This window comes from Bounagaea algeriensis (assembly GCF_054491375.1).
This window is the reverse complement of record NZ_CM137102.1, coordinates 1,934,937-1,947,051: the sequence shown is the minus strand read 5'-3', so window position 1 is coordinate 1,947,051 and position 12,115 is coordinate 1,934,937. Positions and strand designations below refer to the sequence as shown.

General features: G+C 70.6%; 10 protein-coding genes. 5 read left to right on the top strand and 5 right to left on the bottom strand.

Annotated elements, in window-relative coordinates:
- Positions 1 to 66: 66 nt before the first annotated feature.
- Together uidB and uidA are read right to left on the bottom strand one after the other, a co-directional pair.
- Positions 67 to 1,431: a glucuronide transporter gene (gene uidB, locus ACVGV2_RS08790; RefSeq protein WP_459165553.1), complete on the bottom strand. Its 1,365-nt coding sequence runs from the start codon at positions 1,429 to 1,431 to the stop codon at positions 67 to 69.
- 39 nt (positions 1,432 to 1,470) lie between these two features.
- Positions 1,471 to 3,255 carry a beta-glucuronidase gene (gene uidA, locus ACVGV2_RS08785; protein ID WP_459165552.1) on the bottom strand — a complete coding sequence of 595 codons (1,785 nt, stop codon included), beginning with the start codon at positions 3,253 to 3,255 and terminating at the stop codon, positions 1,471 to 1,473.
- Between the two features lie 254 nt (positions 3,256 to 3,509).
- On the opposite strand from uidA, the gene ACVGV2_RS08780 reads away from it, so the two are divergent.
- From ACVGV2_RS08780 to ACVGV2_RS08770, 3 genes are read left to right on the top strand one after another with little or no spacing between them, the layout of a single operon-like run.
- Positions 3,510 to 4,502 carry a LacI family DNA-binding transcriptional regulator gene (locus ACVGV2_RS08780; RefSeq protein ID WP_459165551.1) on the top strand — a complete coding sequence of 331 codons (993 nt, stop codon included), beginning with the start codon at positions 3,510 to 3,512 and terminating at the stop codon, positions 4,500 to 4,502.
- 54 nt (positions 4,503 to 4,556) lie between these two features.
- Positions 4,557 to 6,062, top strand: a complete 1,506-nt coding sequence (uxaC, locus tag ACVGV2_RS08775; protein ID WP_459165550.1) for a glucuronate isomerase — start codon at positions 4,557 to 4,559, stop codon at positions 6,060 to 6,062.
- Positions 6,062 to 7,348 (top strand): mannitol dehydrogenase family protein, encoded by a 1,287-nt coding sequence (locus tag ACVGV2_RS08770; protein WP_459165549.1) that lies wholly within the window; start codon positions 6,062 to 6,064, stop codon positions 7,346 to 7,348. The genes uxaC and ACVGV2_RS08770 overlap by 1 nt, the downstream gene beginning before the upstream one ends.
- Before the next feature lie 119 nt (positions 7,349 to 7,467).
- Here ACVGV2_RS08770 and ACVGV2_RS08765 read toward each other — a convergent pair whose 3' ends face one another.
- Together ACVGV2_RS08765 and ACVGV2_RS08760 are read right to left on the bottom strand one after the other, a co-directional pair.
- On the bottom strand, positions 7,468 to 8,172 hold the full coding sequence (locus ACVGV2_RS08765) for an ABC transporter ATP-binding protein (protein ID WP_459165548.1): 705 nt from the start codon (positions 8,170 to 8,172) through the stop codon (positions 7,468 to 7,470).
- A 46-nt stretch (positions 8,173 to 8,218) separates the two neighbouring features.
- Entirely contained in the window at positions 8,219 to 9,295 is a 1,077-nt protein-coding gene (locus ACVGV2_RS08760; protein WP_459165547.1) for an ABC transporter permease, read from the bottom strand.
- A 225-nt stretch (positions 9,296 to 9,520) separates the two neighbouring features.
- Between ACVGV2_RS08760 and ACVGV2_RS08755 the strand changes: the two genes are divergently transcribed.
- Complete coding sequence (locus tag ACVGV2_RS08755) at positions 9,521 to 10,666, top strand: sensor histidine kinase (protein ID WP_459165930.1); 1,146 nt, start codon at positions 9,521 to 9,523, stop codon at positions 10,664 to 10,666.
- On the top strand, positions 10,663 to 11,295 hold the full coding sequence (locus ACVGV2_RS08750; RefSeq protein ID WP_459165546.1) for a response regulator: 633 nt from the start codon (positions 10,663 to 10,665) through the stop codon (positions 11,293 to 11,295). The genes ACVGV2_RS08755 and ACVGV2_RS08750 overlap by 4 nt, the downstream gene beginning before the upstream one ends.
- Positions 11,296 to 11,343: 48 nt before the next feature.
- On the opposite strand, the gene ACVGV2_RS08745 is transcribed toward ACVGV2_RS08750, so the two are convergent.
- A complete protein-coding gene (locus ACVGV2_RS08745; RefSeq protein WP_459165545.1) occupies positions 11,344 to 12,090 on the bottom strand; it encodes a GreA/GreB family elongation factor in 747 nt (248 codons plus the stop codon).
- Positions 12,091 to 12,115: the final 25 nt, after the last annotated feature.

Below are 12,115 nucleotides of genomic sequence, written 5' to 3'. Positions count from 1 at the left end.
GGGCTGGTACCCGCGGACACCGCGAGGCACACCGGGCTCGGATCTGCTCCCGGCCGCGACGCTGGCTCACGGCCCGGGCGCGGAAGCCCCTGATGTGCTGCCTTGCTCGGCGCGGCGCTGCGCCACGTCCGCGGTGATCTCGCGGAAGCGTTCCTCGGTGAGCGGATAGGCCAGCATGATCACGATGGCGATGCCGCCCAGGGCAGCGGGCACGATGCCGGCTGCGGCCCGGATGCCCCACAGGGCGGATTCGCTCTGCACCGCGGCACCACCGACGTAGCCGGCCAGCCCGATGGCGTACGACGCCGCGGCGCTGCCGACGGCCTGGCCGACCTTGCGCACGAAGGAGAACACAGCGTACGTCACTCCTTCGGTGCGCGCACCGGTCTTCCACTCGCCGTACTCGACCGTGTCCGCTTCCAGCGACCACAGCAGAGTGCTGACCACCCCGAGCCCGAAACCGCAGACCACGAAGCACCCGATCGCGACGGCCGGCATCGAAGCCGGCGCGAACGTGATCCCGAAACAACCGCAGATCACCACGACCGCCCCTCCGACGAATCCCGGCTTCTTGCCGGCCGTGCGTACGATCCACGGCACCAGCGCGGACGCCAGGAACATCGTGCCGGTCTTCGCGATCGTGATGGCGATGTAGAGGTTCGCGTTCCCGAGCACGTCCCGGGCGTAGTAGACACCGATCGTCTGCAACGAGAACAGGGCGCCCAGAAAGACCAGCGAACTCGCGCACAGCAGGATCAGCGGGCGATTCTGCTTGAGCGTGATCAGGCTGTGCTTCAGGCTGACGTGCTCGTTCTGGCGGGGCACGACCTCCCGGGCGGTGAAGAAGGTGAACAGGTAGAGCCCGAAGCCGACGAGCACGAAGGCCGAAGTGGTCAGGGTCAACGAGAACTGCAGGTCCTCGGAACTCTCGATCTGCGGTGAGACGACGAGGGCCAGCATCAGGGTGATCGCCGCATAACCCATCGACCGCGCGGTGCCCAACTTGGACCGCTCGACGGGGTCCTGGGTCATGACCGCGGCCAATGAGCCGTACGGGATGTTGACCAGGCTGTAGGCCATCGCCAACGCAGCGTAGGTCACGTAAGCGTAGACCAACTTGCCGGTCAACTCCCAGCCCGGCGTCCAGAACACCGCGACGCTGAGCAGCAGCAGCGGAACCGGGCCGAACAGCAGCCACGGCCGGAACTTGCCCCACCGGCTGGAGGTCTTGTCCACGAGGCGGCCGGCGATGAGATCGCCGACGCCGTCCCAGATCCGCACGACGAGGAAGATCGTCCCCGCCGCCGCGGCCGGGATCCCGGCCACATCGGTGTAGTACAGCAGCAGGAACATCGAGGCCATCGAGAAGGCCAGGTTGTTGCCCGCATCCCCGGCCGCGTAGCCGAACAGTTGGCTGGTGCGGAGTTTCATGGCGACTCCTCCGGACATCTCCGAGCGGACGGGGCGGAGTCAGCCTTGTTCGCGCCAGCGGCGGCGCAGGGCGAACGCGGCGGCTTTGGGATGGCGTTCCCGGGTGAACACGCCCTTCTTGTTCCCCTGCACGCGGGCGAACCCGGCGCCGGTGGCGAAGTCCGCGAAGTTCCACACCTGCTCGCCGGTCACCGCAGCGATCCGGTCGAAGACGCGGTGCGACATCTCCAGGACCTCGACCTGGTACTCCTCGGTCCACGGCTGCGAGGGGGCCGCGTGCAAGCCTGCGACGGTGTCGGCGCCGTATTCGGTGATGATGATCGGTTTGTCGTGCCGGCTCGCCCAGCCGTTCAAGTCCTCCTCGAGACCGCGTTCGGCAGCGGCGAGATCACCGGAGTGCACGTACCAGCCGTAGTAGCGGTTGAGCATCACGACGTCGGCCAGCTCGGTGACCACGCACCTGTCGGCCGGCGCCATCATCACGTTGACGAACCCGACCGGCCGGGAGGGGTCGAGCTGCCGGGTCTCGCTGAACAGCGGCTCGAAGTACTTCCTTGCTTCCTCGGTGTCCGACTCCGGCTCGTTGGCGATACTCCAGAGCACCACGCTCGGGTGGTTCTTGTCCCGGTCCACCAGCTCGCGGATCGCCTGCCGATGGGTGCGCCTGGTCGCCTCCCCGATGGTTTCCTCGGAGAACGTGGTTTTGGTCACGCTACCGAGGATGCCGCCCGCCACACCGAGGTTCAGCCCCACCGCAGCGGTTTCGTCGATGACGACGATCCCGTTGCGATCGGCGTAGTCGAGGACCTCCTCGGCGTACGGGTAGTGCGAAGTCCGCAGCGAGTTCGCACCGGCCCAGTCCAGCAGCGCGAAGTCGTGGACCATCGACGCGTCGTCGTGCCCCTTGCCGCGCACCGGGTGGTCCTCGTGCATCCCGAAGCCGGTGAAGTAGAACGGTTCGCCGTTGATGAGGAATTCGGTGCCGCGCACTTCCACCGTGCGCACACCGACGTTGAGCACGTAGGCGTCGAGTTGTTCACCCCCGCACCACAGCTCGATGGTCAGCGCGTAGAGGTAGCCCTCCCCCGGACGCCACGGGTGCACCTCGTCGACGACCAGCCTGCCCGCGGTGCCGTCCGCGCGGGCGACCTCGGTCCCACCGGCATCGCGCAGCACGGCCCGCACCTCGAGCGCAGCTGCGCCGCCGGCGGTGGCCACCTCGTAGTCGACGGTGCCGCGCGCACCTTCCAGCCCGGTCACGACCGTGACGTCGTCAACGCGGGCGGGCGGCGTCGTGTACAACCACACTGACCGGTGCAGGCCCGCGTAGTTGAAGAAGTCGTGGTAGTAGCGCTGCCGCGGGCCGTCCGGCGTCTGCTCCACGTAACCCGGCGGGATCGACTCCCAGGAGAGCCTGTTGTCGACGACCACGGTGATCCGGTTTTCGGCGCCCACCGCCACCACGTCGGTCACGTCGGCCTCGAAGGGCGTGTAGCCGCCCTCGTGCTCGGCGACCCGGGTTTCACCGACCCACACCACCGCGCGGTGCGTGGCGGCGTCGAACCGCAGCACGATCCGCTCACCATCCCACCGCGCCGGCACGTGCACCGCGGTCTGGTACCAGACGTCACCGACGTGGTCCCGCACCGCGGAGTCGGCGAACAGGTCGTTGTAGCTGGCTGGCACCGGCACTTCGGTGCGCCCGGGCAACGGATCCCGCCACCAGCCCTGCTCGCGGCCGGCGCCGTCGCGGTCGACCGCGAACCGCCAGAGCCCGTCGAGGCTGAACCGGTCCCGCCAGGCATTGGCACTGGGTCGAAGCATCGTCGCTCCCCCTTCTGCAACTCGGTGATGCGCAGCCCGTCACGTGTCGCTGCTCGTGCCCGTCGACAAGCCATCTCACCGCGGTGACGCGCGTTCGTGCGCGGCGGACGCGCCGATCCGGATGCGTGATCCGAAAAGGCGCGGTGGTGATCGAGATTCGTGATGTCGTGCAGAGCGCGTGGTCGACTCAACGTAGGGTCCAGCCCGTAACCTGGCAATCAGTTGTCATTTGTTGTCTTCGACGGGAGGCCGGCATGGACCACTCCGGACCGACGATCTACGACGTGGCCCGGCACTGCGGGGTCGCCGCATCCACGGTCTCCCGCACCTTCTCCCAGCCGAACCGGGTCAACCCGAGGACGCGCGAGAAGGTCCGCGCCGCCGCGCACGAGATCGGTTACACCCCGAGGCCGCTGGCCCGCGCGGGCGCTGCCGGGCGGGCGCGGACGATCACGCTGGTCGTCACCGACATCGCCAATCCGTACTACGCACCTCTGATCAAAGCCGCCCAGGCCCGGGCACTGGAGAAGGGCTACACGCTCGCTCTGATCGACAGCGACGAGTCGCCGCGCGTGGAGGTGAACAACCTGCGGCAGCTCCTGGCGGCCACCAGCGGTGCGATCCTGGCGACATCGCGCCTGTCCGACGAGGTCATCCACCAGCTCGCCGAACACCGCGCGCTGGCCATGGTCAACCGCGACGTCGAAGGGGTTCCCAGCCTGGTCGTGGACACGGCCGGCGGGATGCGCAAAGCCGTGCGCCACCTCGCGGCCCTCGGGCACGGCCGCATCGCCTACCTGTCCGGACCGCGCAACTCCTGGATCAACAGCGTGCGCTGGCAAGCCGTGCGCGAGGAGTCCGCCGCCCTCGGCGTCGGGGCGGAGCTGCTCGGTCCGCACACACCGACCCGCCAAGGCGGCCAGGAAGCCGCGGATGCCCTGATCCTGCAGCGCTGCACGGCGGCGATCGCCTACAACGACCTCATCGCGATCGGCGCGCTGCGGTGCCTGCAGACGGCCGGAGTCACCGTGCCCGCCGACTTCAGCCTCATCGGGTGCGACGACATCTTCGGCGCTGATCTGACCGCGCCGGCGCTGAGCACGATCGCCGGACCCACCGAACGCGTGGGCAAGAGCGCCGTGGACACCCTGCACGCGCAGCTCGGCCAGCACGCCCCACCGCCCCCGTCGGCGCTGTTCGACGCGCACCTCGTCACACGCGCCTCCACGGCCCCTCCGCGGGCATGACAACTCATGGCAACTGATTGCACCCGCCGGTCCGCGGCCGCGATCCTGCCGCGTATGGACCACGGCACGGCAACCACTCCTGCGGCGCGCTCGAACGGCGGGCGCAAGCACCACAGCTCCCACGCCACGCATCTGCCGCGCTCCGGCCGCACTTCCCTCGCACCGCACCCCGACCGCCTCCTGCCGGCCGAGCCGACGCAGCGGGGCATCGCGCGCCGCCTCTACGACGACGTCCACGCCCTGCCCCTGGTCAGCCCGCACGGGCACGTCGATCCAGGCCTGCTGGCCGCGGACGAACCGTTCTCCGACCCGGCTTCACTGCTGGTCACCCCGGATCACTACGTGACGCGCCTGCTGCACGCGCACGGCGTGACGCTGCCCGAACTGGGGCTGCGCGACGAGGACGGCGCCGAGCCGGCCCCACCCCGCGAGGTGTGGCGGACCTTCTGCGCTCACTGGCACCTTTTCCTGGGCACGGCCTCGCGGCAGTGGCTGGAGTCGGAGTTGCACAACGTGCTGGGAGTCGCGGTCCAACCCTCGGCGGAGACGGCCGACGAGCTCTTCGACGAGCTCGCGACCCGGCTGCAGCAGCCCGAGTTCCGGCCGCGCGCGCTGTACGAGTCCTTCAACATCGCGGTGCTGGCGACCACCGACGATCCGGCCGACGACCTGCGGCACCACCGCGCCCTGGCCGCGGACCCGACGTGGTCCGGTCGCGTCGTTCCGACGTTCCGCCCCGACGCCTACCTCGACGCCACGCGACCCGGCTGGCCGGAGGCCCTGGACCGGCTCGCCGCAGCCAGCGGCATCGAAACCGGCGACTACGCCGGCCTCATCCGGGCGCTGGAAGCGCGCCGGGAGTTCTTCCGGGAAAACGGTGCCACGGCCACCGATCACAGCGCTCCGGACGCACGCATGGCGTTCCTGGGAACGGCCGAAGCCGAGCGCCTGTTCCGGCGAGTGCGCGCGGCCGAAGCCGATGCGGACGAGGCGCGGTTGCTCTCCCAGCAGCTCCTGGGTGAAATGGCGCGCATGTCCAGCGAGGACGGGATGGTGATGGCCCTGCACCCGGGAAGCAGGCGCAACCACCACCCGGAGACGCTGCGCCGCTTCGGTCCGGACACGGGTCACGACATCCCGCTGCAGGCCGAGTTCACGCAGGCCCTGCAACCGATGTTGGAGCGCTTCGGCACTCACCCGCGCTTCCAGACCGTCGTGTGCACGCTCGACGAAACCGTGTTCTCCCGCGAGCTGGCCCCCCTGGCGGGGTTCTACCCGTCGGTCTACCTCGGCGCCCCGTGGTGGTTCCTCGACGCCCCGCGGGCCATGCACCGGTTCCGCGACGCCGTCACCGAAACCACCGGCTTCTACCGCAACGCGGGATTCATCGACGACACCCGCGGGTTCTGCTCGATCCCCGCCCGGCACGACACCGCCCGCCGCGTCGACGCCGCGCACCTGGCCGGGCTCGTGGCCGAGCACGTGCTCAGCGAAGAGGACGCCGCCCAGGTGATCCGCGATCTCAACGACCGCCAGCCCCGCCTCGCCTTCGGATTGTGATGACACGTCTCAACCGCACCTCGGCCAACATCCGTCCACCCGCACCGGTACGGGCCGTGCACCTCGGCCTGGGGGCCTTCCACCGGGCGCACCAGGCCGTGTACACCGCGGCCGATCCCGACTGGGGCATCGCCGCCTACACCTTCCGCAGCACCGAACTGCCGCACCTGCTCACCGAGCAGGAAGGCGTGTACTCGTTGCAGATCCGCGGCGGGAGCGAGGACCGGGGCGAGATCGTCGATTCCATCTCCCGCGCCCATCCGGGCTGTGACACCGAGCAGTGGCTCGCCGATCTCGCCTCCCCGGAAGTAGCACTGCTGACCCTGACGATCACCGAAGCCGCCTACTACGTGCGCAGTGGGGCCGAAGACACCGCCCTCGGGCGGATCCTCGCCGGCCTGCAACGGCGCTACCATGCCGGCGGCGCACCTCTCGCGATCGTGCCCTGCGACAACGTAGCAGGCAACGGAGCCGTGCTCCGCTCCTCGCTGCAGACCGCCGCGGCGGGTTGCGCAGCGGATTTCCGCGCGTGGTTGAGCGCGGAGGTGTCCTTCGTGGACACCGTCGTCGACAGGATCACTCCAGCCATCACCGACCGGGACCTCACCGCGGCCGCGGAGCTGACCGGATTGGACGATCGGGCTCCCGTCGTCACCGAGTCGTTCAGCGAATGGCTGCTGGCCGGCGAGTTCCCGCTCGGCCGGCCGGAGTGGGAGAAGGCCGGCGCACGGTTCGTCGACGACCTCGCCGCCTACCAGCAGCGCAAGCTCTGGTTCCTCAACGGTGCGCACACGTTGTTGTCCTACACGGGTCCGGCGGTCGGATGCGCGACCATCGACCAGGCCGTGCGGCACCCGATGCTGGCGGAGCTGATGGAATCCTGGTGGGACACCGCCTCCCGGCACGCATCTCTGCCCACCGAGGACCTGCTCGAGTACCGGCAGCGCCTGCGCCAGCGCTTCGCCGCGCGCGGCATCCAGCACGACCTGCGGCAGATCGCCGCCGACGGCTCGCAGAAGATCCCCGCGCGCATCCTGCCGGTGCTGCGTTCCGAACGTCGCCACGGCCGGCTCGCGGACAGCGCGGTAGCGGCGCTGGCGGGCTGGCTGCTGCACCTGCGCAGCTCGGACGTGCGGGATCCGCGCGCCACCGAACTGGGCGGGTTCGCGGGTTCACCCGACAGCGCACGGCGAACCCTCGCCGCGCTGGATCCCGAACTGGCCGAGGACCACGAGCTGGTCCTCGCGGTCGAGGACCGCGTCGCACGGCTGGAGTCCGCCGGCTGACCAGCTCCTCGTGACACGTGACCGCCCGGCCGGCACGAGCGGGTGCGGGCCGAGCGTGCCGGCCGGGTTGCGGAGCATCGCCGGCATCGAGGACGGTCCGGACATCGCCAGGCCCGTGTTCAGCACGTGGCAACGCCGTCGCGAGCGGCCGCCGCGGAGGTGCGAACACGGCCGTCCACGACCTCGACGAGCGCGTCGGTGCCCTTCAGGTGGGTCCTGTCGTGCGTGACCAGCACCGTGGCTGCGGCCGTGCGATGGGTCAGGGCGACCAGCAGGTCGATGACGGCCGCGCCGCGCTCGTGGTCGAGTGCGCTGGTGGGTTCGTCGACCAGCAGCACGGCCGGATCGTTGACCAGGGCACGCGCGATGTTCACGCGTTGGCGTTGCCCACCGGAGAGCTGGTGCGGGCGCCGGTGCGCGTGGTCGGCCAATCCCACCTCGTCGAGCACCGCGCGACAGCGTTGCCGCGCGGTGCGCGGGTTGCTGCCGGCCAGGTGCGCCATGACCTGGAGCTGTTCGAGGGCGGTCAGCGAGTCCAGCAGGTTGGGCTGCTGGAACACCACGCCGATCCGCGTGCGACGCAGGGTCGCGCGGTCGGCCTGGCTCAAACCGCTGGCGGTGGTGCCGTCGATGACCACTTCCCCGCTGTCCGGGGTGATCAGCGTGGCGGCGACGGCCAGCAGGCTGGACTTGCCGGACCCCGAGGGGCCGAGCACACCGGTGACGCTGCCGGCCGGGGCGTCGAGACCGACCTCCTCGAGCGCGGTGATCCGACCGTCACCGTCGGGGTAGGTCAGCGTGATGTCGGAAAGTTGCAGGCTCATGGTCACGATCTCCTTGCGGGCGTGGTGGGTCTCGGAGGGCGAGGGCTCAGCGGGAGGCGCCGAGCGCGGCGAGCGGGTCGACGGCGGTGATGCGGCGGATGGACAACGCCGCGCCGAGGACGCCGAGGACGATCATCACTCCTGCGGGCACGAGCAGGGTGCTCGCGTCGAGCACGAACGGCACGGTGCCGGTGGCCAGCGCGCCGATCCCGGCGGCGAGCGCGGTGCCCAGCGCGGTACCACCCACGAGCAGCACGAGGGCCTGCCCCAGCGCGTCCCGCAGGAGGTAGCCGGTCGTCGCACCGAGCGCCTTGAGCACGGCGACGTCACGGCTGCGCTGGATCGTCCACACGGTGAAGAACGCCCCCACCACCAGGGCTGCGATGGCGAACAGGAACCCGCGCATCATCTGCAGCGAGGAGTTCTCCGAGCTGTAGGACTCGATCGCCGACAGGGCGTCCGACTGCGACTGCGTCCGGGTGCCCAGCCGCGCGTCCGCATCGTTGAACGGCACGTCACCGCTGGTGGTCAGCGCGACCACGGAGGCGTGCTCGCCGGCTTCTCCGGGGGCCAGTTGCCGCCAGTCGTCGAGACCGGTCCAGATCACCGGCGAGTGGCTGTAGGAGTCGTCCCCGGCGATGGCGGCCACCCGCAGCTCCTGCCCGTTGAGCGTGACGGTCTCCCCCGTGCGCGCGTCGAGGTCTTCCGCCGCACCGGTGGACAGCACTGCCGACCCCGGGGCGATCTGGTTCGCCTGCGGTGCCAGCGACGCGTCCGGGGCGGTCCCGAACGCCGAGACCCCGGCGGTGCGCTCGCCGACCGTGGCCTTCCCCCTGGTGATGCCCAGCGGGTCGGCGTGCTCGACTCCGGGCACGTCCGCCCACTCCCGCCACACCGGTTCCTCGACGCTCGATTCGGTGAACGACGGCGTCTGGCCCGCCGCTGGCTCGGCGAAAGCGAGGTGATCGGCCGGCAGGCCGGTGATGGCCGAGGTGCTGTCGCGTCCCAGGCCGGCGGTCAACCCCGAGAGCAACCCGACCAGCAGCGTCATCAGCACCACGACGGTGCCCATGAGGGCGAACCGCCCTTTGGCGAAACGCAGATCTCTCCATGCCACGAACACTGTTTTTCTACCTCCTGCGCGGTGGTGTCGACGAGGACCACCTTCGCAGCGCGGAGGGGCTGCGCCATCGCACTCGGGATGCGTTCGCGCACGTCACGAGATGCCCGCAGAACTCAACCTTTCGGTTGATGCGACCGGCCGCTGCCGCGGTACGGTAGGGGTGTTGTGCACCCGGAAACGTTGACGCGGCCGCTGCGGATCGTGCGCGCGTGCCTGCACCTGCTCATGGCGGCGCTGCTCGCGCTCGTCGCACTGCGCAGCGTGCTCAGCGGCGCAGCGCACACCTCGGCCGTCATCTCCGCGGCGGTCGGCACGGGGGTGCTCTACGCGGCCGGACCGGCGCTGCCGCGCATCAGCCGATCACGCCGGGCCGCCGCGGTCTGGCTGGCCGTGCTGGGTGCAGCGTGGGTCGTGCTGCTGGTGCTCACCCCGGACGGCGTGTGGATCGCGTTCCCCCTGTTCTTCCTGCAACTGCACCTGCTGCCGCTGGGTGCCGGTGTGGCCGCCGTCGCCGCGAGCACCCTCGCGGCGATCGCCGGATTCACCTGGCACGCCGAGGGTTTCACTCCTGCTGCGGCGATCGGGCCGATCATCGGCGCTGCCGTGGCCGTGGCCACGGTGCTCGCCTACCAGGCGTTGTACCGCGAGAGCGAACACCGGCGGCGGCTGCTCGACGAGCTGGACACCGCCCGCAGCGATCTCGCCGAAGCCGAACGCACCGCGGGGGTTCTCGCCGAACGCGAACGGCTCGCACGGGAAATCCACGACACCCTCGCCCAGGGGCTGTCCAGCATCCAACTGCTGCTGCGCGCTGCTGAACGCGCCCTGCCCGACGAGGCCGGCACCGCTACCGGCCACGTGCAGCGGGCCCGGCAGACCGCGCAGGAAAACCTCGCCGAAGCCCGGCAGTTCGTCCGCGACCTGTCCCCGCCGGACCTCGACAACGGCTCGCTGCCGGCAGCGTTGCGCCGCCTGTGCACCACGACCGGCGAACGATCCGGACTGGCCGTGCACTTCCACCTCAGCGGCGCTGCCGCGGCGGTGGCCCGCCCCGTCGAGGTGGCGCTGCTGCGGATCGCGCAGTCCGCCCTGGCCAACACCGTCGCGCATGCGCGGGCCAGCCGCGCCGAGGTCACTCTGACCTACATGGACGACAGCATCACGCTCGACGTCCTCGACGACGGAACCGGTTTCGACCCCGGGCCGGCAGGAGCGGACGGCGGCGACGAGGCCGGTTTCGGACTCGCCGCCATGCGGGCCCGTGCCGCCTCGCTCGGCGGCGCGCTCACCGTCGAATCCGAACCGGGAGGTGGAACCGTCCTCGCCGCGACCTTCCCCCTCCAGCAGCGAACCGCGGAGCCCTCGTCATGAACACCCCGATCCGGCTGCTGCTCGCGGACGACCACCCCGTCGTTCGGGCCGGGCTGCGCGCCGTGCTGGAAGCCGAATCGGACTTCCGCATCACCGCCGAGGCCGACACGGCCGAACGCGCGGTGGAACTCGCCGGCCAGGGCGTCGCCGACGTCGTGCTCATGGACCTGCAGTTCGGCTCCGGGATGCACGGCGGGGACGCCACCGCGGCGATCGTCGCCCGGTCCGAATCGCCCCAGGTGCTCGTGCTCACCACCTACGACACCGACGCGGACATCCTCGCCGCGATCGAGGCGGGCGCCACCGGCTACCTGCTCAAGGACGCGCCGCCCGACGAGCTCGCCGCGGCCGTGCGCGCAGCCGCTTCGGGTCGCTCGGCGCTCGCGCCCACCGTCGCCGACCGCCTCGTGCACCGCATGCGCCAACCGGACACCGCCCTGTCCCGCCGGGAGCTCGACGTGCTCAACCTCCTCGCGCAGGGACTGTCCAACGCCGACATCAGCCGCCGCCTGTACGTCAGCCAGGCGACGGTGAAAACCCACCTCGTGCACATCTATGACAAGCTCGGCGTCGAGTCCCGCACCGCCGCGCTCGCCACCGCCCGCACGCGCGGCCTCATCCGCGACTGATGCGCCGAGTCGTTCCTCGTCGCACCCTTTCCCGGCGCAAAGACCGCCTCAGCCGAACTCGGAACCCCCGGCGGCGTACGGCACAGCGCGCACGAGGGTTGCGCGCACCGTTGCGCCGCTGGGCACGCCGTAGCTGCGCACGTCGCCCTGCCGAGCGCCGATCAGAGCCGCCCCGAGCGGCGAGTCGGGCGAGTACACCTCGATGTCGTCGTCGACTTCGCCCGCGCGCGTACCGAGCAGGAACGTCTCGGTGTCGTCCTCGTCGTCGAACCGCACGGTGAGGACCATGCCGGGTTCGGCGACTCCGTCGTCCGGTGGGCTCTCGCCGACCACTGCGCGGTTGAGCATGTCCAGGATCTGCTGGATCCGGGTGTGCCGACGGTTCGCGTCGGTGATGTATTCAGGAGTCGGCCCGGTCTCCCCGCTCGCCTCCGAGTCGGGAATGGTGCTGTGCTCGCCGCGGAGCGTCGCCAGCTCGAGGCGAAGCCGCTCGTAGGCGGGGCGCGTGAGCCATACCTGTTGATCGCGTGAAGTGTCCATGGTTGCGTCCTCGTGGTTGCCGCCGCGTGCCGCGGCAGTGCCGATGTCGTTGGCTGCGCCGATGTCGTTGGCTACGCTGGTGTCGTCGGCTGCGCCGCGGAGAAAACCTGCGTCCTGGGCGAATTCGGTGGCGATGCGCAGCAGCGCATCCCGTTCGGTGCGCAGGAGCGTGTTCTCGGTCCGCAGCCAGTCCAGTTCTGCGCGCTCGTCCGCAGCGAGTGCAGCGCGCCGTTCGGAGCGGTCTGCTCCGCACATGGCAGATTCCCTTCCGGCGAGCCGA

Coding starts and splice junctions, on each gene's coding strand:
- uidB (WP_459165553.1), bottom strand. CDS start 1,431: ATGAAACTCCGCACCAGCCAACTGTTCGGCTACGCGGCCGGGGATGCG.
- uidA (WP_459165552.1), bottom strand. CDS start 3,255: ATGCTTCGACCCAGTGCCAATGCCTGGCGGGACCGGTTCAGCCTCGAC.
- ACVGV2_RS08780 (WP_459165551.1), top strand. CDS start 3,510: ATGGACCACTCCGGACCGACGATCTACGACGTGGCCCGGCACTGCGGG.
- uxaC (WP_459165550.1), top strand. CDS start 4,557: ATGGACCACGGCACGGCAACCACTCCTGCGGCGCGCTCGAACGGCGGG.
- ACVGV2_RS08770 (WP_459165549.1), top strand. CDS start 6,062: ATGACACGTCTCAACCGCACCTCGGCCAACATCCGTCCACCCGCACCG.
- ACVGV2_RS08765 (WP_459165548.1), bottom strand. CDS start 8,172: ATGAGCCTGCAACTTTCCGACATCACGCTGACCTACCCCGACGGTGAC.
- ACVGV2_RS08755 (WP_459165930.1), top strand. CDS start 9,521: ATGGCGGCGCTGCTCGCGCTCGTCGCACTGCGCAGCGTGCTCAGCGGC.
- ACVGV2_RS08750 (WP_459165546.1), top strand. CDS start 10,663: ATGAACACCCCGATCCGGCTGCTGCTCGCGGACGACCACCCCGTCGTT.
- ACVGV2_RS08745 (WP_459165545.1), bottom strand. CDS start 12,090: ATGTGCGGAGCAGACCGCTCCGAACGGCGCGCTGCACTCGCTGCGGAC.